General features: G+C 68.0%; 17 protein-coding genes. 7 read left to right on the top strand and 10 right to left on the bottom strand.

Annotated features, from left to right (window positions below; all coding sequences use genetic code 11):
* Positions 1 to 41: 41 nt before the first annotated feature.
* Positions 42 to 1,280: an MFS transporter gene (locus WS87_RS10800; RefSeq protein WP_059524136.1), complete on the bottom strand. Its 1,239-nt coding sequence runs from the start codon at positions 1,278 to 1,280 to the stop codon at positions 42 to 44.
* A gap of 399 nt (positions 1,281 to 1,679) precedes the next feature.
* On the opposite strand from WS87_RS10800, the gene WS87_RS10795 reads away from it, so the two are divergent.
* On the top strand, positions 1,680 to 3,353 hold the full coding sequence (locus WS87_RS10795; protein ID WP_059818008.1) for a methyl-accepting chemotaxis protein: 1,674 nt from the start codon (positions 1,680 to 1,682) through the stop codon (positions 3,351 to 3,353).
* A gap of 196 nt (positions 3,354 to 3,549) precedes the next feature.
* A complete protein-coding gene (locus tag WS87_RS10790; RefSeq protein ID WP_059818011.1) occupies positions 3,550 to 4,578 on the top strand; it encodes an EpsG family protein in 1,029 nt (342 codons plus the stop codon).
* Positions 4,579 to 4,614: 36 nt separating this feature from the next.
* On the opposite strand, the gene WS87_RS10785 is transcribed toward WS87_RS10790, so the two are convergent.
* From WS87_RS10785 to WS87_RS10770, 4 genes are read right to left on the bottom strand one after another with little or no spacing between them, the layout of a single operon-like run.
* Positions 4,615 to 5,490: an efflux RND transporter periplasmic adaptor subunit gene (locus tag WS87_RS10785; protein WP_047900486.1), complete on the bottom strand. Its 876-nt coding sequence runs from the start codon at positions 5,488 to 5,490 to the stop codon at positions 4,615 to 4,617.
* Positions 5,491 to 5,502: 12 nt separating this feature from the next.
* Positions 5,503 to 5,706 (bottom strand): DUF1656 domain-containing protein, encoded by a 204-nt coding sequence (locus tag WS87_RS10780; RefSeq protein WP_011351756.1) that lies wholly within the window; start codon positions 5,704 to 5,706, stop codon positions 5,503 to 5,505.
* Positions 5,703 to 7,904, bottom strand: a complete 2,202-nt coding sequence (locus WS87_RS10775) for an FUSC family protein (protein ID WP_059818013.1) — start codon at positions 7,902 to 7,904, stop codon at positions 5,703 to 5,705. The genes WS87_RS10780 and WS87_RS10775 overlap by 4 nt, the downstream gene beginning before the upstream one ends.
* A 15-nt stretch (positions 7,905 to 7,919) precedes the next feature.
* On the bottom strand, positions 7,920 to 9,512 hold the full coding sequence (locus tag WS87_RS10770; protein ID WP_082750614.1) for an efflux transporter outer membrane subunit: 1,593 nt from the start codon (positions 9,510 to 9,512) through the stop codon (positions 7,920 to 7,922).
* Positions 9,513 to 9,669: 157 nt separating this feature from the next.
* On the opposite strand from WS87_RS10770, the gene WS87_RS10760 reads away from it, so the two are divergent.
* Together WS87_RS10760 and WS87_RS33950 are read left to right on the top strand one after the other, a co-directional pair.
* Entirely contained in the window at positions 9,670 to 10,611 is a 942-nt protein-coding gene (locus WS87_RS10760; RefSeq protein WP_059818018.1) for a LysR family transcriptional regulator, read from the top strand.
* A gap of 125 nt (positions 10,612 to 10,736) precedes the next feature.
* Entirely contained in the window at positions 10,737 to 10,895 is a 159-nt protein-coding gene (locus tag WS87_RS33950; RefSeq protein WP_175908214.1) for a hypothetical protein, read from the top strand.
* A gap of 56 nt (positions 10,896 to 10,951) precedes the next feature.
* Here WS87_RS33950 and WS87_RS10755 read toward each other — a convergent pair whose 3' ends face one another.
* The 4 genes from WS87_RS10755 to wrbA are packed head-to-tail and all read right to left on the bottom strand — an operon-like array spanning position 10,952 to position 14,256.
* Positions 10,952 to 11,779, bottom strand: coding sequence for a metallophosphoesterase (locus WS87_RS10755; protein ID WP_059818020.1), 828 nt, complete (start codon positions 11,777 to 11,779; stop codon positions 10,952 to 10,954).
* A 25-nt stretch (positions 11,780 to 11,804) separates the two neighbouring features.
* Positions 11,805 to 13,226 (bottom strand): FAD-binding oxidoreductase, encoded by a 1,422-nt coding sequence (locus tag WS87_RS10750; RefSeq protein ID WP_059818022.1) that lies wholly within the window; start codon positions 13,224 to 13,226, stop codon positions 11,805 to 11,807.
* A 20-nt stretch (positions 13,227 to 13,246) separates the two neighbouring features.
* A complete protein-coding gene (locus tag WS87_RS10745; RefSeq protein WP_059818024.1) occupies positions 13,247 to 13,639 on the bottom strand; it encodes a DUF2069 domain-containing protein in 393 nt (130 codons plus the stop codon).
* The gene (wrbA, locus tag WS87_RS10740) at positions 13,636 to 14,256 is read right to left on the bottom strand and encodes an NAD(P)H:quinone oxidoreductase (RefSeq protein ID WP_059818026.1); all 621 of its coding nucleotides are present in this window, start codon (positions 14,254 to 14,256) and stop codon (positions 13,636 to 13,638) included. The genes WS87_RS10745 and wrbA overlap by 4 nt, the downstream gene beginning before the upstream one ends.
* 142 nt (positions 14,257 to 14,398) lie before the next feature.
* On the opposite strand from wrbA, the gene WS87_RS10735 reads away from it, so the two are divergent.
* On the top strand, positions 14,399 to 15,730 hold the full coding sequence (locus tag WS87_RS10735) for a YihY family inner membrane protein (protein ID WP_059818028.1): 1,332 nt from the start codon (positions 14,399 to 14,401) through the stop codon (positions 15,728 to 15,730).
* An 18-nt stretch (positions 15,731 to 15,748) separates the two neighbouring features.
* On the opposite strand, the gene WS87_RS10730 is transcribed toward WS87_RS10735, so the two are convergent.
* Entirely contained in the window at positions 15,749 to 16,066 is a 318-nt protein-coding gene (locus WS87_RS10730) for an Mpo1-like protein (RefSeq protein ID WP_059524162.1), read from the bottom strand.
* 157 nt (positions 16,067 to 16,223) lie between these two features.
* On the opposite strand from WS87_RS10730, the gene WS87_RS10725 reads away from it, so the two are divergent.
* Both WS87_RS10725 and WS87_RS10720 read left to right on the top strand, forming a co-directional pair.
* The gene (locus WS87_RS10725) at positions 16,224 to 16,679 is read left to right on the top strand and encodes a CBS domain-containing protein (protein WP_044846066.1); all 456 of its coding nucleotides are present in this window, start codon (positions 16,224 to 16,226) and stop codon (positions 16,677 to 16,679) included.
* 139 nt (positions 16,680 to 16,818) lie between these two features.
* Positions 16,819 to 18,753, top strand: a complete 1,935-nt coding sequence (locus WS87_RS10720) for an MFS transporter (RefSeq protein WP_059524166.1) — start codon at positions 16,819 to 16,821, stop codon at positions 18,751 to 18,753.
* Positions 18,754 to 18,756 lie beyond the last annotated feature (3 nt).

Here is an 18,756-nt window from a genome sequence, read left to right as displayed (position 1 = left end):
ATCGGTCGACCGGCCGCGGCACACATGCCGCGGCCGGTTCGTCACGCCTTCTTGCGCCGGCTGCTTTCGAGGTTCGGCAGGAACACCGTCAGCACGCCGATCAGCGGCAGGAACGAGCACACCTTGTAGACGAACGTGATGCTCGTCGCATCCGCGAGCTGGCCGAGCACGGCGGCACCCACGCCGCCCAGGCCGAACGCGAAGCCGAAGAACAGGCCCGCGACCATTCCGACCTTGCCGGGCATCAGCTCCGTCGCGTAGACGAGGATCGCGGCGAACGCCGACGCCAGCACGACGCCGATGATCACGCTCAGCACGCTCGTCCAGAACAGGTTCGCGTACGGCAGCAGCAGCGTGAACGGCGCGACACCGAGGATCGACACCCAGATCACGTACTTGCGGCCGATCCGGTCGCCGACCGGCCCGCCGATCAGCGTGCCGGCCGCGACTGCCGCGAGAAACACGAACAGGTGGATCTGCGCGGCCTGCACCGACAGGTGGAACTTGTCGATCAGATAGAACGTGAAATAGCTGTTGATGCTCGCGAGGTAGAAGTACTTCGAGAAGACCAGCAGCACCAGCACGCCGATCGCGGCGAGCACGCGGCCCTGAGACAGCGTCGGATGGCCGGCCGCCGCGGCCTTTTTCTTCATCGACGGATGCTTCTTGTACCAGTGGCCGATCTGCGTGAGGACGACCATCGCGACGAGCGCGGCCGCCGAGAACCACGCGATGCTGTGCTGGCCGTGCGGAATGATCACCAGCGCGGCGAGCAGCGGCCCGAGTGCCGAGCCGGCGTTGCCGCCGACCTGGAACAGCGACTGCGCGAGCCCGTGCTGGCCGCCCGATGCCATCCGCGCGACGCGCGACGATTCCGGATGGAATACCGACGAGCCGCAGCCGACCAGCGCCGCCGCCGCCAGCAGCGTCGGGAAGTTCTGCGCGGCCGACATCAGCAGCAGCCCCGCGAGCGTGAAGCCCATCCCGACCGGCAGCGAATACGGCTTCGGCCGCTTGTCCGTGTACAGGCCGACGAGCGGCTGCAACAGCGACGCGGTGATCTGGTAGGTCAGCGTGATCAGGCCGATCTGCGCGAACGACAGCGCGAACTGGCTCTTGAGCATCGGATAGATCGCGAGGATCAACGACTGGATCATGTCGTTGAGCATGTGCGAGAAGCTGATCGCGCCGAGCACGGGGTAGACGGTACGCGGAGCGGGTGGGGCAGACGGCTGGGCTGCGGCTGTCGCGCCGGCGCCCGTATCGAGGCTGGTTTCCATGTGAGCTGAGCGAGTTGAGGTGGCGGGACGCGCTCTGATGGGGATCGGCGCGTTCGAATCGTTGTTGCGTCAAAGAAGTCTAATGTGGCGTATCGAGAATGTCAGGCCAAATTTTGTCGCGATTCGGACATTGTTGTGACGATTCGGCCATGACGCCGTTTTTTGGCCAGGTATAACGCTGCGGCGCGTCCGGCTTTCGTCGGGCCGCGCGGGACGGGATCGGTGTTTGCCCGGACTCAAGGCGCGCCGATGGCGGCCGTAGAAGGACAAATGACATCACAGTGCGGCACCGGCCACGAGCCGGGCGAGCGCAGGGCGCGCGGCATGGCGGGCCAGCGTGGGAATGCCGGCCGCCGGAACCGACCTTTCCGGCGGCATGATCAATACGGGGATATATCGATGAAAGCAGCTTCATTGCATCCGCGGCCGGTTGCGGCCGCCGCCGCATCCGACGCAGCCGCCAGGCCCACCGCACGGCGCGCGCGCGCAGCCCGGCGCGAGTCCCGGCCGTGGACGGTCAAGGCGACGTTGCGCGCCGCGTTCGCGATCCTGCTGGCCGGCACGCTCGCGATCGGCGTGTTTTCGCTGTGGCAGATCAGCCGGCTGAACGCGTCGATTGCATCGGTCTACGAGCAGGGGCACGTCGCGAGCCGGGCGGCGGAGGAGGTGCGCGCCGAGGTGCTGCGCGCGAGCCGCGCGCAGAAGATGCTGCTGACCGCCACCACCGCGAAGGAGCGCGACGACTTGGGCGCGGAGGTCGGCGCGGGGCTCGCGTCGATCGGCCAGGCGCTCGCGACGCTTCAGCGGTACGCGGATCCGGCCGATGCGGACGATTCCGCGCGACTGCGCGCATTCTCGATGGCGGTCGGCACGTGGAGCGGCCATTTGCGCGATTTCGTCGCGCTCGTGCAGGCGCAGCCGCTCGACCTGTCGCAGATGAACTGGCAGGTCGGCACGCAGGACGTGTCGCTGCTGGTCGAAACCGGCAAGCTCGAGAAACTCGTCGCGATGCTCGTGAAGACGCGCGGCGCGAAGTCGAAGGCGACGCTCGATGCGTCCGCAACGATCTTCTCGTCGTCGTTCGCGATGATCGCGGCGATGACGGCTGCGCTGATCGTGCTGGCGATCGCGATTGCCGAAGGGGTCGTGCGCCGCCTCGCGTCCCAGCTCGGCGGCGAGCCCGCGGAGGCGAAGGCGATCGCCGCCGACATCGCGCGCGGCGACCTCGCACGGCCGATATCGCTCGCCCGGCACGACCGCGACAGCATGGTGCGTGCGCTGTCCGACATGCAGACCGGGCTTGCGGCGACCGTCGGCGAGATCGCCGTCAGCGCCGAGGCGATCGCGGCCGCGTCCGGCGAGATCTCGACCGGCAACCTCGACCTGTCGCGTCGCACCGAGCAGCAGGCCGTCGCGCTCGAGCGCACCGCGGCCAGCATGGAGGAACTCACGTCGACGGTGCGGCAGAACGCCGAGAACGCGCGGCAGGCGAGCGCGCTCGCGGCCAATGCGTCGGCGGTCGCGGAGGCGGGCGGCGAAGTCGTCGGGCGCGTGGTCGCGACGATGAGCGAGATCGACGACAGCGCGAAGAACATTCGCGACATCATCGGCACGATCGAGGGGATCGCGTTCCAGACCAACATTCTCGCGTTGAACGCCGCGGTCGAGGCGGCGCGCGCGGGTGAGCAGGGACGCGGTTTTTCGGTGGTCGCGGGCGAGGTGCGGCTGCTCGCACAGCGCGCGGCGACCGCGGCGAAGGAGATCCGTGGGCTGATCGGCGCATCGGTCGAGCGCGTCGCGAACGGCGCAGCGCTCGCGCACGATGCGGGCCGCACGATGAACGACGTGGTGCGGGCGGTCAAGCGCGTGACCGACATCATCGGCGAGATCTCCGCGGCGTCGGACGAGCAGAGCGCGGGGATCGACGAGATCGGCCGCGCCGTCACGCAGATGGATGCCGGCACGCAGCAGAACGCGGCGCTCGTCGAACAGGCGGCCGCCGCAGCGAACGCGCTCGACGAGCAGGCGCAGGCGCTCAAGTCGCTGGTCGGACGCTTTCGCATCGCGGCCTGAGCGTCGCATCGTCCCACTCCGTAGCGGGCCGTCCCGCCCGCGACGCGCAGGCTGGCGGGCTGCTGTCGATCGGTGACAAACCCGGCAGTCGGCCCGCGCGCAATCCCTTACAATGCGCCTCCACATAGCGGGGGCCAGAACCCGCGGCGCATGCGCACCGACTCCGGTGCGACCGCACGCCGAGCGGGTCACAACAATGACGATGACGATTTACCTGACGGGATACCTGTGGATGCTCGCGTCCGCGGCGATCGGCATGCGCACGCGCGTGGCCGCGTGGCGATGGCTCGCGGCGGGCATCGCGCCGGCCGCCGCGGTCGCCGTGCTGCGTGGCCGGACGGGCACCGACACGGCGATCTACCTCGACATCATTACCGGCATCTGGAGCGGCAACCTGAAGGTCGTGCCGCGCACGCTCGAACCGGGTTTCGTCTGGCTCGTGCGCGCGCTCGCGTGGCTCGGGCACGAGCCGCACATCGCGTTGGCGATCCTGTCGCTGCTGGTCGTCGTCGCGTGCGTCGCCGCGTTCGGCCGGAGCGCCGAGGACGCATGCGTGTTCGCCACGCTGATCTTTCCGCTGTTCTTCTACGACATGGCGATGAGCGGCGTGCGCTACGGCGTCGCGTTCTGCGTCGCGAAGCTCGCATCGGACGCATGGGCGCGCAGGCGGCACGGCGCGTCGTTCGCGTTCGCGGCCGCGGCGACCGCCATGCACGTGTCGGCGGCGCTGCTTGTCGTGCTGCTGCAGGTCGGACGGTTGCGCCTGCTGCGCTATGCGGGGCTGGCGGTCGCGATCGGCGGCGTGCTGTTCGCGATGCATCACGACGCGCTGCTCGCGAAGGTCGGCCTGTATGCGGCGTTCACGCCGCCCGCGCAGATGTCGGGCGGCGCACCGCTCGTGCTTGCGTTGCTGACGCTCGCCGCCGGCTGGGTGCTGCTGGCGCGCATGCCGCGCACGCTCGTGTTCCTGTTCGTCTGCGAGATCGCGAGCTTCGCGCTCGCGCGGATCAGCTATGCGGGGCTGCGTTTCCAGTGGCTCGTGCTGTTCGCGATGGGCTGTCAGTTCGTGCCGCTGCAGCACGTGCCGGGGATCCGACGCCGGCACGTGATCGTCGCGTTGGTCGTCATCGGCGCCGTCGGCTTCGCGATGCGACTGCGCAACATGCTCGGCGAATACGGGCTCGGCCCGTCGCCGTTCCTGCCTTACCGGTTCTTTTGGGAATGACGCGGCCGGGCGGGGCGCCGCCCGGCCAGCGTTTCATCACGACTTTTTCTGCTTGTCCGGATCGATGATGACCGTGCAGGTCGTGCCCGCCGACAGCACCACGTCGGCCGGCACTTCGTCGATGCGGATGCGCACCGGCACGCGCTGCGCGAGGCGCACCCAGTTGAAGGTCGGATTCACGTCCGCGACGAGGTCGCGGCTTTGCGGGTTGTCGCGATCGTAGATGCCGCGCGAGATGCTCTCGACGTGGCCCTTCATCACGCCGCCGCTCATCAGCCGCATCTCGGCCGGTGCGCCGACCTTCACGCGCGGCAGCTTGGTTTCCTCGAAGTAGCCGTAGACCCAGAACGAATGGCTGTCGACGATCGCGAGCTTCGCCTGGCCGGCCACCGCGTAGTTGCCTTTGAACGTCTGCAGGTTCGTGATGTAGCCGTCGACCGGCGCGACCACGCGCGTGCGTTCGAGATTGAGCTTCGCGGCGTCGAGTGCGGCGATCGCCTGCTGGTACTGCGCGTCGGCGCTCGATGCGCTGTGCGCGGCGTTCTCGCGGTTTTCCTTCGACACGACGAGCGCGTCGAGGTCGGCACGGCGGGCCGCATCGTCGCGACGCATCTGCAGTTCCGCGCGGCGGGCGGCGACGGCCGCCTGCGCCTGCTCGACCGCGATCTGATAGTGCGACGGGTCGATCTGCATGATCAGGTCGCCCTTTTTCACGAGCTGGTTGTCATGCACGGGCAGCTCGACGATCGCGCCCGACACGTCCGGCGCGACGTTGACGATCTCGGCACGGACGCGCCCGTCGCGCGTCCAGGGATCGTCCATGTAGTGCACCCACAGCGAGCGCCCGATCAGGATCGCGACGAGAAGGATGACGGCGGTCGCGACGAAGCCGAAGAGTTTTCTGAGAATCATGATGGTTCGGAATCAACGGTAAACGGCAAGACTCAGTCCGCCGCAAATGCAGACGAGAAGGCACGCGCGGAACAGCGACGGGTGCCAGACGAGACGGTAGAGGCCCGTGTAGGCGAGCAGGCGGTCGACGGCCCAGGTCGCCAGCGCGCCCAGGACGAACATCAGGACCACCGTGGGCATGTAGGCATCGAGAATGGCGATTTCACGCGGCATCATGACGAGGCTCCTTGTTGGGGACGCACGGGGCGGTTGCGGTTGAGCGGCTCGAGCGGCGATTCCGGATCGAGCAGCGCCGTGCGTACGAAATGCAGATGACTCAGGATGCGCTGCAGCCGATGGCGCTCCTCGCGCGACGGCGTGAACGCATCGAGCGTCTGCCGGGTCGCGTCGATCGCGGCGTTGACCGCGTCGAGCGTCGCGTCGAAGCGCGCCGCGTCCGGCTTGCGGAACAGCGCGGACAGCGCGGTGCGCATCGTCTCGATCGCGCGTCGCCACGGCGTCGTCGGCGCATAGCGCGGGTCGGACGGCAGCGTCGCCAGCTCGGTGCGCAGGTCGAGCGCCGCGTTGCCCGTCTCCAGCACCGCGAACATCCAGCGCAGCGCGTCGCGCTGCACGTCGGGCTGATCGGCCGACAGCGTGTGCGCCTGATACATCAGGTCGCGCGCGCCGCTCTCGAAGCGCGTGCGCAGTCCGGCAAGCCGTGCGTGGCACGCGGCGACCACCTGATGGCGCAGGTCGGCGAACAGCCGCTTCTTGAGCCACGGCGCGGTCGGCGGAAACAGCACCGCGAACGCGATCGCCGAGACGAGCATCGACAGCACCAGCGCGAGCGCATCGTTCATGAAGCTCATCGGATCGTAATGCGTGATGTTGTCGGGGCCGGCGAGGAAGCTGAAGAAGATCAGGTAGCCCATCCCGTAGCCCGCGAGCTTCGGCTTCATCGTCATGAAGATGCCGATCGCGAGCAGCGGCGCGAGGGCCGCGCACAGCAGCGGGAAGCCGTCGATGTGCGGGTAGATGCCGAACGTCAGCAGGAAGCCCGTGCAGACGGCCAGCGCGGTACCCATGCCCATCTGCGCGGACATCGCGGTCGGCCGCGGTGTCGACGACGCGAGCGCGCAGGTGGCCGCGGCCGTCAGCGTCATCGTGACGCCGCTTGGCCACGCGGTCTCGATCCAGAACCAGCCGAGCACCAGGATCACGGTCGCGGTGCGAATCGCCGCGATCACCATCGCCGTCGCGTTGGTACGCGGCTCGTAGCGCTCGATCCAGCGTTCGCGCTCGTGCGTCGCGGTCGAAAGCGACGCATAGGTCGCCGCGTATTCGTGCAGGTCCGTGATGAAGCGGTACAGCAGCTCGGTGGCCGTGTCGAAGTCGAGCAGCGGAAAATCCGGCTGCGTTTCGAGCGCGGCGCGCGTCGCGCGGATGCGGCGCGGCAGCGCGTCGCGCCACGCGAGCAGCTGTTCGGCCGCGAGCGCGGCGTCGGCCGACGAGCGCACCGGTTCGCCATTGCGCGTCAGAAGCGGCGCGATCTCGCGAAAGTACGGCTCGATCGCATCGATCGCGGCCTGCGCGCCGGCCGCGCGCAGCCGGTTCATCAACTGATGCAGCGCGTGAAAGCGGCTCGATACGCTCATGAACTCGCTGTTCAGACGCGCGAGGCGGCCGCTGCGCATCCGCGTGTCCGGATCCTCGAATACAGCCATGCTGCGCGCCGCTTCGAAGCCGACCACGTCCGCGACGAAGCGCGTATGGATGGTTTCGATGTGCGCGCGGTCGAGCTGGCCCGACAGCGCCGCCGCGACGTAGTCGACGAAGCTGCTGAAGCGCTTGCGTACTGTCGTGCGCATCTGCTCGCCGGTGTACTGCGGAAACACCAGCGCGCTGACGACGCCTGCCGACACGATCCCGACCATGATCTCGGCGACCCGCGTCATCGCGCTCATGAACGCGCCGTCCGGGTGTTGCGATGCCGGCAGGCCGATCAGCGCGGTCGTGTAACCGGCGAGCAGGAAGCCGTAGCTGCGGAAGTTGCGGTTGCGCGCGGCGCCGGCCGTGCACAGCGCGACCCACAGCGCGACGGCCAGCAGGAACAGCTGCGGCTGCTGCGGGAACAGCCCGACGAACGTGAGCGTCGCGATCAGCCCGAAGATCGTGCCGGCGACCCGGTAGAAGCTCTTCGCGAGCACCGCGCCGCTTTGCGGCTGCATCACGATGAACACCGTGGTCATCGCCGTCTTCGGCGCCGGCAGGTCGAGCCGCATCGACACGCCGGTCGCGATGAACGCGGCAAGCAGTGCCTTGAACAGATAGAGCCACGCGGCGCCGTCGCTGCGGACCCAGTCGCCGAACGCGGCGGACCAGGCCGCGAGCGGGCCGGCGGCATGTGTGGAAGCGGGGGAGGAGGCGGACATGGCGGTCGCTCCGCGTTACCGTGCGGCCGGCGCGGCGGTCGCGGCGGCGGTTGCGACCTGCGCGGGCCGGGCGGCGGCCACGGCGGGCTTCGCACCCGATGCGGTGGCCGGCGCGCCGGCGCTCGCGGCGGATTCGTCGTGCGGCGGATGGCCGGCCTGAACGTCCGTTTCCGGCTCGACGCCGCCGCCGAGCGCGGCCATCAGCTGCGCGTGCGCGGCGAGGCGCTCCGCGTCGATGCGGGCTGCCGTCTCCTGCGCGCGCAGCAGCTGCTGTTGCGCGACCAGCACGTTCACGTAATCGGTCAGGCCGCGGCGGAAGCCTTCGCGCGACAGCTGGTAGCTGCGGTCGTTGGCGGCCACCGAGCGCGCGGCGTCCTTCTTCTGCGTATCGAGCGAGCGGATCCGCACGACCTGGTCGGCGATGTCCTTGAGCGCGCCGACGACCGTCTGGTTGTAGCGCTCGACGGCCTGGTCGTAGCCGGCGCCGGCCGCGCCGAGTTGCGCGCGCAGGCGGCCGCCTTCGAAGATCGGCAGCGACAGCGCGGGGCCGGCCGTCCAGCCGCCGTTCATCGCGCGCAGGAAGTCGGTGAACGGCGCGGTCACGCCGAAGCCGCCGACCGTCGCGAGCAGATCGATGTTCGGGTAGAACGCGGCTTTCGCGACATCGATGCCCCGTGCCTGCGCGTCGACCGTCCAGCGGGCCGCGACGACGTCCGGGCGGCGGCCGAGCAGGTCGGCCGGCATCGCGGACGGCAAGCCGGCCGGCGCGTCGAGCGACAGGCTCGGCCGCTTGATCGCATCGCCGGCGCCCGGGCCCTTGCCCGCGAGCGCGGCGAGCTGGTGGCGCGCGAGCTGGATCGCTTCTTCATAGCTGTCGATCTGGCGCTCGTAGTCGGGCAGCGTCGATTCGGCCTGGCTGACTTCGAGCTGCGTGCCGAGGCCGGCCTGCAGGCGCTTGCGCGCGAGATCGGCCAGCGAGCGCTGGCGTTCGAACGTTTCGTGCGCGAGATCGAGCAGCGCGTAGTTCATCGACATGCCGACATACGCGCGCACGACATTGACCTCGAGCTCGAGCTTCGCCGCCCGTGCGTCGGCCGCGGTTGCATGCGCGGTGTCGAGCGCGCGCTCGGTCGCGTTCTTGTCCTTGCCCCACAGGTCGAGGTGGTACGACAGGCCGAGCGTGCCGGTGTTGTTCCACGTGTCGGTGTCGGCGAGCGGTCCGGGCCCGTAGTACACGTTGTCGGGCCAGTGCTGGCGCATCAGCGACAGGTTGCCGTTGATCTGCGGCAGTTCCGCCGAACGGGCCACGCGGGCCATCGCCTGTGCTTCGCGCACGCGGGCCTCGGCGGCCGCGAGGGTGGGGTTGCCGGCCTGCGCGGCGGCGATCCACGCGTCGAGTTGCGGGTCGCGGTACGCGCGCCACCAGTCGGACGCGGGCCAGCCCGCATCGTGGTCCGCCGCGCGGATGGCGGCACCGGCATCGAGCGTGTTCGCTTCGATGCGCGCGGACTGCGGCTTGTTGTCGCCCATGCTCGCGCATCCGGCCATTATTAATGAGACTGCAAGAACCGCCAGTGCCAGCGTCCCTTTTGTTGCCGGAGACCGCACGATTTTCTCCCTTTCGGATATAGATGAGTCGGATGCGATTATATTTTTCAGTGATTCCTGAATAAATGGACAAGGGTGCAAGTCATTTTTACGAATCCTGAGATAATATTTGTTCGCCCCTGTGCAACAATCCCTCCGGATTCAAACGGGTAATGGGATGGATACGTTACAAAACATGCGGGTATTCGTCCGTGTGGTCGACGCGGGAAGCTTTACCGCGGCCGCCCAGCAGATGAATTCGACTACCGCCTATGCATCGCGCGCCGTGTCGGATCTCGAGGCGCACCTCCGCACGCGCCTCCTGAACCGGACGACACGCCGGATCGCGCTGACCGAGGCAGGCGAGCGCTACCTGCAGCGCTGCGAGCAAATCCTCGCGTACGTCGAACAGGCCGAAGCCGAAGCGGGCGACGCGCACGCGCGCCCGTCGGGCAAGCTGAAGGTCCATTGCTTCACGAGCCTCGGGCAGCACTACCTGGTGCCGGCCATCGCGCGCTATCGGCAGCGCTATCCGGACGTGCACGTTGAACTGACGCTCGCGCAGCGGATGCCCGACCTGCTCGATGAGGGGTACGACGTCGCGATCGTCGTGGGCCGCGACCTGCCCGATTCGGGGCTGGTGTCGCAGCGGCTCGGCGAGAGCTACAGCGTCGTGTGCGCGTCGCCGGGCTATGTCGACGCGCACGGCGTGCCGCGGACGCCAGCGGATCTCAAGCAGCACGTCTGTCTCGGGATGGTCGCGCCGGGCTTTCACTTCGACGAGTGGTCGCTGTCGGGGCCGCACGGCGACGAGGTGATTCCGATCACGGCGCCGCCGTTCCGCGTGAACGTCGCCGAGGCGCTCGCGGTGGCCGTGCGGGAAGGGATGGGGATCGGCGGGTTGCCGCTCTATTCGGCGATCGGCGGGCTACGCAGCGGACACATCGTGCGCGTGATGCCCGAATACCGGTCGCACGTGATGAACATCTACGCGCTGTATCCGTCGCGCCAGTACCTCGACGCGAAAATCCGCACCTGGGTCGATTTTCTGCGCGATGAGTTGCCGGCCACGCTCGAAGCCGATGAAGCCGCGCTCGCGCAGTTCACGGCTGCGACATGAGCGCGCGGTCGAGCCCGATCTGACGAGATTTGTCCTTCGCGCAACATTTTTTTACCCTCGGACGGCGGACAGTTTGATACTGTTCAAATCAGAGAGATTTGGATCTGCCCATACCCGGAGTCGCAATGGATACGCAACTGATGATCGGCCTTGGAGTTCTGCTTGGTGCGGCTGCCGCCGCCGCGGCGACGCGCGATCTGCTGCGCGCGATGAAGGCACGGATGAAGCCGGCGCCGGTGCGGGTACGCCCGTCGGCGAACGGATCGCGCCGCGCCGATCGCTGATCGGGCGGCCTTTCGGATCGGGAAGGGCCGCATCACGCGGCCGGATGGCCCGGCGCTCAGCCGAGCTCGACCACTCTGTCCCACACAAACGCGGGATTTTCCAGTTCGCCGGTGCGCCGGTGGATATAGCCGCGCGGGTTGCACACCACGCGCGTGCCGCTGTCGGTCACGTAATCGAATGAAGTATGCGTGTGGCCGTGGATCCACAGGTCCACGGGCGGTCGCACGAGTTCCGCCATGTCCGTGACGAATCCCGCCGACGCCAGGTCTTCCGCGTAACGCTCGGCGAGCGAGCGCAGGTGCGGCGCATGGTGCGTGACGACGATCGTGCGGCCGTCGAACGGCGTCGCGAGTCGTGCTTCCAGCCACGCGCGACCTTGCCGGTGCAGCGCGATCGCGTCGGCCGGCGTGAAATCCCGCTCCGGCGCTTCCGCCGCATGCAGTGCCGCATCGTGCGGCCACGTCACCTGGATCAAGCCCTTGAAATCGAGCATCACACGCATGCCGGCGTCGATCGCGCGTGCGACGCTCGCCTCGTCGGTGCCGAACAGCGAGAAATCGGACCACAGCGTCGTCCCCAGCACGCGAAAGCGCTGTGCCGGATCGACGTACACGCCGTTGTTCAGGTAATGCACGTTGTCGATCGCCTGCGCGGCGTCGCGCATCGCGGTTTCGAGCGCGCCGAATTCCCCGTCGTAGTACTCGTGGTTGCCCGGCACGTAGATCACCGGCACGTCGGGGGCGAACGTTTCGGCGGCCCAGCGCAGGCCTTCCGCGTGATTGTGGATGTCGCCGGCCAGCACGACCAGATCCGCATCGGCGTGCGCGATCGTGTCGGGCTGGTTGCTTTCGAGATGCAGGTCGGACAGGACGCGAACTCTCATGGACATCGCTCCGGGGTGGGGGGCTTCAGCGCAGGACCTTGCCGGGATTCATCAGCCCGCGCGGGTCGAGCGCGGTCTTCAGCGTGCGCATGAGCGCCGTTTCGACCGGCGACTTGTAGCGCTGGGCGTCGTCGATCTTCAACTGGCCGATCCCGTGCTCCGCGCTGATCGTGCCGTGGTGGCGGTGCACGTTGTCGTAGACGATGCGATTGATCGGTTTCTGGAATTCCGCGAGGAACGCCTTCGGGTCGCCGCCTTCGGGCGTCTGCACGTTGTAGTGCAGGTTGCCGTCGCCGAGGTGGCCGAACGTGACCATCCGCGCGCCCGGCGCGGCTTGCTGGATTGCTGCGTCGGTTTCGTCGATGAAGCGCGCGATCGACGAGATCGGCACCGCGATGTCGTGCTTGATGTTCAGTCCCTCGTCGGCCTGCGCGAGCGGGATGTGTTCGCGCAGGTCCCAGAACGCACGCGACTGCGCGAGATTTTCCGCGACCACCGCGTCGACCACGAGCCCGGCCTCGAACGCCTCTTCCATCAGTTTCTCGAACAGTGCGCGCGCATGCGTTTCGCTCTCGTTGTCCGACAGTTCGAGCAGCACCGTCTGCGCATGCGTGCGGTCGAACGGATAGCGTAGTTGCGGATAGTGCTTGCCGACGAGCTGCATGCAGAAATCGGACATCAGTTCGAAGCCGGTCAGCAGCGGGCCGGCCGCGCGCTGCGCGAGCGCGAGGAAGTCGAGCGCCGCGTGCGGCGACTCGAGCGCGGCCAGCGCGGTGACCTGCGCGGCCGGCAGCGGATGCAGCTTCATCACGGCGGCCGTGATGATGCCGAGCGTGCCCTCCGCGCCGATGAACAGGTCGCGCAGGTCGTAGCCCGTGTTGTCCTTGCGCAGGCCGCGCAGGCCGTCCCAGATCTCGCCCTGCGCCGTCACGACTTCGAGCCCGAGGCACAGCTCGCGCGCGTTGCCGTAGCGCAGCACCGCGGTGCCGCCGGCGTTGGTCGACAGGTTGCCGCCGATCGTGCAGCTGCCTTCGGCGGCGAGGCTCAGCGCGAACAGTCGGCCGCCTTCGCGGGCGCGTGCCTGCACGTCGGCGAGGATCGCGCCGGCTTCGACCGTGATCGTGTTGTTGTGCGGATCGAGCGCGCGCACGCGGTTCAGGCGCGCGAGGCTCAGCACGGCCTGGCCGCCGCTCGCGTCAGGCGTCGCACCGCCGGCGAGGCCCGTGTTGCCGCCCTGCGGCACGAGCGCGACGCCATGCGTGTTCGCGAGCCGGACGAGCGCGGCGACTTCGGCCGTATCGGCAGGTTTGAGCACCGCGCACGCGCTGCCTTTGTAGCGGCGGCGCCAGTCGGTCAGGAACGGCTCGGTGTCGTGCGGATCGGTCAGCACGTAGGTGGCGCCGATCGCGTCGCGGCAGGCGGATACGAAGGCTTCGGAAGAAATCATCACGTTCGGTCGCGTAAGGGTCAGGACGCGGCGCGCTGCCGCTTCGCCGCGCGCTTGAACGGCGCGACGTACACGAGCGCTGCCACGAAGAAGCCGACGGCGAGCGCGGTCTCGCACCAGCCGAGCGTCGCGGACAACCCGCGGTCGGACATGCCGCGCACGATGCCTTCGGCGAAATAGACGAGGATCAGCATGCTCGCCCACTGCATCGTATAGATGTTACGCCGCCACACGCCGGGCAGCGCGAGCGCGAGCGGCACGGCCTTGAGCATCAGCGCCGAGCCGCCCGGGCGCAGCGGCGCGAGCCACAGTTCCCACGCGAGCGACAACGCGATCAGCGCGACGAGGCACGTGGCCGCGGCCAGCGCGTAGCGCGGCCGGGCGGTGACGGCGGGGCGGGCGGGCGCGTTCATGCGGCTTCGGTGGCCTGGGCGGCGGACAGGGCGGCCGCCGCGCGGGCGAGCCGCACGCCGAGCGCGGCCGCGAGTGCCTTTTCGTCGGCCGACAGCCCGTCGGCCGCGCTGCGATCGTGCTGCGACACGTGCGATGCGCCGTAAGGCGTGCCGCCGGTGCGCGTCGTGCTGAGCGCGGATTCCGTGTACGGGATCCCGACGATCATCATCCCGTGATGCAGCAGCGGCAGCATCATCGACAGCAGCGTCGATTCCTGGCCGCCGTGCAGGCTGCCGGTCGACGTGAACACGCAGGCCGGCTTGCCGGTCAGCGCGCCCGACAGCCATTGCGGGGTCGTGCCGTCGAGGAAATACTTGAGCGAGGCGGCCATGTTGCCGAAGCGGGTCGGCGAGCCGAGCGCGAGGCCCGCGCATTCCTCGAGGTCGCGGAGTTCCGCGTAGGGCGGGCCGTCGTCGGGGATGTCGGGGGCGGTGGCTTCGCAGACCGTCGAGACGGGCGGCACCGTGCGGATGCGGGCCTGCATGCCGGGCACGCTGTCGATGCCGTTCGCGATCGCGAGCGCGAGATCGCGCGTGGCGCCGTGACGGCTGTAATAGAGGACGAGAATGTCTTTCATGGGCGACGGAGCCGCGTGCGGCCGCGCGCATGCCCGGTGCAGTCGGCCCCTGCTGGATCGAGCGGCTATTATAGGGGCTGAAGTCGTCGCGCAGCGCGGCGGCGGCGCGCCATCGCGCGCGCCATCGAGAAGGAGAAGCCGTTTGCCGAAGTTGAGCGTCGATCTCGACACCCTCAAGCGCCTCGCGCAGTTCGCGGCCCGGCGCAGCGCCGAGGATCGCATCCCGCAAGTGGCGGGCAGCCTCACGTTCACGACGATGCTGGCACTCGTGCCGCTCGTGACGGTCGCGTTCGCGCTGTTTACCGCGTTCCCGATGTTCGCATCGTTCCAGATCTCGCTGCAGGGGTTCCTCGCGGATCACCTGATGCCCGCGCAGTTCAACGTCCAGATCTTCAAGTACCTGAACCAGTTCGCGTCGAAGGCCAAGGGGCTGACGACGGCCGGCCTGATCGCGCTCGTCGTCACGTCGGTGATGACGATGATGACGATCGAGTCCGCGTTCAACCTGATCTGGCGGGTGCGCAAGCCGCGGCCGTTCGCGCAGCGCGTGCTCGCGTACTGGGCGCTGATCACGCTCGGGCCCTTGCTGTTCGGCGTGAGCCTGTCGATCTCGTCGTACCTGTTTACGCAGTCGCTGGCGTTCACCGGCGCCGCGCCGTCGACGTCGATCGTCGAATGGCTGCTCGCATTCGTGTCGCTGCCGCTGACCGTGCTCGCGTTCACGTTGCTGTACGTGTATTTGCCGAACTGCACGGTCGCATGGCGCGACGCGGTGATCGGCGGGCTGTTCGCGGCCATCGCGTTCGAGCTCGCGAAGCGCGGCTTCGGCTATTACGTGCGGCGCATTCCGACTTATACGGCCGTATACGGCGCGTTCGCGGCGCTGCCGGTGTTCCTGTTATGGGTGTACCTGAGCTGGTTCATCGCGCTGCTCGGCGCGATGGTGGCGTCCGCGCTGCCGGCGATTCGCGTCGGCCAGTTCCATCGCATCCACTATCCGGGCAGCGACCTGCTCGACGCGCTCGAACTGCTGGCGAGGCTGGCCGAGGCGCGCGCGGTCGGCAAGGCGGGCTATACGGCGATGCGGCTCGCGACCATGTTGCGCTGCGACATGGAAACCGCGCAGCGGCTGCTGCTGACGATGGAGGAGCGGGAATGGATCGCGCGGCTGGAAAGCGGCGAACTCGCGCCGAGCTACATCCTGCTGGCGAATCCGGAGCACCTGACGCTGGCTCAGCTGTTCGACGTGCTCGTGATCGACCGCACGGAGCTGACCTACCAGCTCCAGCGCCGCCGCAGCCACGTCGAAGGGGCGGCATTGCTCGAAGTGCTGTCGAACGACCGATTCGACGTATCGCTTGCGTCGCTGATCGCCGAGCATCGGCTCGCCGGCGTGCCGCCGGCGGAGACAGTGCCGGGGCCCGTGCCCGGCGGGGCGCCCGACCCGCACGCGCGGCCGCCGAAAACGGCGTGACGCGCCACCGGGCGGGCGTTACAGCGGGATCTTCCCGGTGCAGATGTCCTTGAACATCACCCAGTCGCCCATCAGGCTGTAGATCGGGTGCCGGAACGTGGCGGGGCGGTTCTTCTCGAAGAAGAAGTGTCCGACCCACGCGAATCCGTAGCCGCACACGACCGCAGCCGGCAGCCACGGCCAGTGGCCCGTCGCGATCGCCATCGCGACGCAGCCGATCACGCCGAGCGAGCCGATGAAGTGCAGCCGCCGCGACGTGAGGTTCTGATGTTCGTTCAGGTAATACGGGTAGAAGTCAGCGAAGCTGGCGAATTGATCCGTATGAGTATGCGCCATGGCCGTCTCCTCGGGCCGCTGTCGATGGAGTCATTGTGCGGCGGGCGGCTCGCGTCCGCAAGCGGGGCGGCCGCGCCGCGCGGGCCCGCGCTTTCCTTTTGACAGGCTTTCCGATAGGATCGAAAGCGGATTTGCATTCAAGCATGAGGGGACTACGATGCGCGTCAGCGATATTCTGAAAGTGAAGGGCAACACGCTGTTTACGGTGACGCCCGATAAGCCGCTGCGCGAAGCGGTCGATACGATGGCCGAACACGATATCGGTTCGCTCGTCGTGATGGAGTACGGCGATCTCGTCGGGATGCTGACGTTCCGCGAGATCATCCTGCGCCTCCACGTGAACGGCGGCGCGATCGGCGACGTGCAGGTGCGCAAGGTGATGGACGAGCCGCTCACGTGCACGCCGGAAACCGACGTCAACGAAGTGCGCCGGATGATGCTCGAGCGTCACGCGCGCTACATGCCGGTGCTCGACAAGAAGGTGCTGATGGGCGTCATCTCGTTCTACGACGTTGCGAAGACGGTCGTCGAGGCGCAAAGCTTCGAGAACCGGATGCTGAAGGCGTACATCCGCGACTGGCCGGAATCGGAAGCCGAAGCGCAGAAGCCGTGAAACACGTCGCGCCCGGTGCCATGACGCGCGGGCGCTGCCACTCGGCGCACGGCGGCGCAGGTTCAGCCTGCGCCGCCGTTTTTTCGACAACAACACAAGGCCCGCGCAGCTTCGCCCAGACGATGCGCGCGTATTCCGCATGAGCGATCACACGCAAGTCTCTTCCGCGTCGCGCGGCGAACGGCGCGCCCACGCGTCGCAGTTCGACCTGTTGCGCCAGCGCCGTTTCGCACCGTTCTTCACGACCCAGTTCCTCGGGGCGCTGAACGACAACGTGTTCAAGATCGGATTCACATCGCTCGTCACCTATCACACCGCGCGTTTCTCCGGCGTCGACGCGAAGACGGCGGCGTTCCTGATTTCCGCGATCTTCATTCTGCCGTTCGTGCTGTTCTCGGCCACCTCCGGTCAGATCGCCGACAAATACGACAAGGCGACGCTCACGCGCTTCGTGAAGACCTTCGAGATCGTGCTGATGCTGGTCGGCGCGGCCGGCTTCGTCACGCACAGCGCGACGCTGCTGTATCTGTGCACGTTCATGATGGGGATGCACTCGACGCTGTTCGGCCCCGTCAAGTATTCGTACCTGCCGCAGCATCTCGGCGACCACGAACTGGTCGGCGGCAACGGCCTCGTCGAGATGGGCACGTTCATCGCGATCCTGATCGGCACGATCATCGGCGGTGCGGCCGCGGGCATCGAAGGCAACGGTGAACGTGTGCTGGCCGTCAGCGTCGTCGTCATCGCGCTCGCGGGACGGCTCGTCGCGCAGCGCGTGCCGCCGACGCCGGCGCCGCAGCCCGATCTCGTGATCAACTGGAACCCGTTCAGCGAGACGTGGCGCAACCTCGGGCTCGCGCGACAGAATCGCACCGTGTTCCTGAGCCTGCTCGGCATCTCGTGGCTGTGGTTCGTCGGCGCGACGTTCCTCACGTCGTTCTTCAATTTCGCGAAGGACGTGCTGTCCGCGAGCCCCGATGTTGTCACGGTCCTGCTCGCGACGTTCTCGGTCGGGATCGGCCTCGGCTCGCTGCTGTGCGAGCGGCTGTCGCAGCGGCGCGTCGAGATCGGCCTCGTGCCGCTCGGCTCGATCGGCATCAGCGTGTTCGCGATCGAGCTGTATTTCGCGAGCCGCGCGCTGCCGTCGCCCGGGCATCTGCTGTCGGTCGGGGAATTCCTGGCCGGCGCGCGCCACTGGCGCATCCTGGCCGACCTGTTCCTGCTGGCGATGTTCGGCGGCTTCTACAGCGTGCCGCTGTATGCGCTGATCCAGAGTCGCAGCGCGCCGACCCATCGTGCGCGGATCATCGCCGCGAACAACATCCTGAATGCGCTGTTCATGATCCTGTCGGCCCTGATGGCGATGGGGCTGACCAAGGCCGGCGTCGACATCCCGGGCCTGTTCCTCGTCACCGCGCTGTTGAACGTCGTGGTCGCGACGTACATCTACCTGCTCGTTCCGGAGTTCCTGCTGCGCTTCGTCGCGTGGGTGCTGGTGCATACGTTCTACCGGATTCGCCTCGTGCATGCGGAGCGGATCCCGGAAGACGGCGCGGCCGTGCTCGTATGCAACCACGTGAGCTACGTCGATGCGCTCGTGCTGGCGGCCGCGAGCCCGCGGCCGATCCGGTTCGTGATGGATCACCGGATCTTCAAGACGCGCTTCGCGAGCTGGGTGTTCCGGCATGCAAAGGCGATTCCGATCGCGCCGCGCCACGAGGATCCCGACATGCTCGCACGTGCGTACGACGCGTGCGAGGCCGCGCTGAAGGATGGAGAACTCGTGTGCATCTTCCCGGAAGGCAAGCTGACCAAGACGGGGGACATCAACACGTTCCACCACGGCATCACTGAAATCCTGAGCCGTACGCCGGCGCCCGTGATTCCGATGGCGTTGCGCGGGCTGTGGGGCAGCTATTTCTCTCGTCATACCGATGCGCGCATGCCGCGACCCATCAAGCGCGGCGTGATGAGCCGGCTGACGCTCGCGGTCGGCGAGCCGATCCCGGCCTCGGTCGCGACGCCCGAGGCGTTGCAAGCCGCGGTGACCGAGTTGCGCGGCGCGCGAAAGTGAGCA

Source organism: Burkholderia sp. MSMB0856, from assembly GCF_001524645.2.
Taxonomy (GTDB): domain Bacteria; phylum Pseudomonadota; class Gammaproteobacteria; order Burkholderiales; family Burkholderiaceae; genus Burkholderia; species Burkholderia diffusa.
The sequence above is the reverse complement of the archived record's forward strand: the minus strand, read 5'-3'. Positions and strand labels throughout refer to the sequence as shown.

What these genes read in the sequence shown, in the direction of transcription:
- WS87_RS10800 (WP_059524136.1), bottom strand. Translation starts at nt 1,280, where the DNA reads ATGGAAACCAGCCTCGATACGGGCGCCGGCGCGACAGCCGCAGCCCAG.
- WS87_RS10795 (WP_059818008.1), top strand. Translation starts at nt 1,680, where the DNA reads ATGAAAGCAGCTTCATTGCATCCGCGGCCGGTTGCGGCCGCCGCCGCA.
- WS87_RS10790 (WP_059818011.1), top strand. Translation starts at nt 3,550, where the DNA reads ATGACGATGACGATTTACCTGACGGGATACCTGTGGATGCTCGCGTCC.
- WS87_RS10785 (WP_047900486.1), bottom strand. Translation starts at nt 5,490, where the DNA reads ATGATTCTCAGAAAACTCTTCGGCTTCGTCGCGACCGCCGTCATCCTT.
- WS87_RS10780 (WP_011351756.1), bottom strand. Translation starts at nt 5,706, where the DNA reads ATGATGCCGCGTGAAATCGCCATTCTCGATGCCTACATGCCCACGGTG.
- WS87_RS10775 (WP_059818013.1), bottom strand. Translation starts at nt 7,904, where the DNA reads ATGTCCGCCTCCTCCCCCGCTTCCACACATGCCGCCGGCCCGCTCGCG.
- WS87_RS10760 (WP_059818018.1), top strand. Translation starts at nt 9,670, where the DNA reads ATGGATACGTTACAAAACATGCGGGTATTCGTCCGTGTGGTCGACGCG.
- WS87_RS33950 (WP_175908214.1), top strand. Translation starts at nt 10,737, where the DNA reads ATGGATACGCAACTGATGATCGGCCTTGGAGTTCTGCTTGGTGCGGCT.
- WS87_RS10755 (WP_059818020.1), bottom strand. Translation starts at nt 11,779, where the DNA reads ATGAGAGTTCGCGTCCTGTCCGACCTGCATCTCGAAAGCAACCAGCCC.
- WS87_RS10750 (WP_059818022.1), bottom strand. Translation starts at nt 13,226, where the DNA reads ATGATTTCTTCCGAAGCCTTCGTATCCGCCTGCCGCGACGCGATCGGC.
- WS87_RS10745 (WP_059818024.1), bottom strand. Translation starts at nt 13,639, where the DNA reads ATGAACGCGCCCGCCCGCCCCGCCGTCACCGCCCGGCCGCGCTACGCG.
- wrbA (WP_059818026.1), bottom strand. Translation starts at nt 14,256, where the DNA reads ATGAAAGACATTCTCGTCCTCTATTACAGCCGTCACGGCGCCACGCGC.
- WS87_RS10730 (WP_059524162.1), bottom strand. Translation starts at nt 16,066, where the DNA reads ATGGCGCATACTCATACGGATCAATTCGCCAGCTTCGCTGACTTCTAC.
- WS87_RS10725 (WP_044846066.1), top strand. Translation starts at nt 16,224, where the DNA reads ATGCGCGTCAGCGATATTCTGAAAGTGAAGGGCAACACGCTGTTTACG.
- WS87_RS10720 (WP_059524166.1), top strand. Translation starts at nt 16,819, where the DNA reads ATGAGCGATCACACGCAAGTCTCTTCCGCGTCGCGCGGCGAACGGCGC.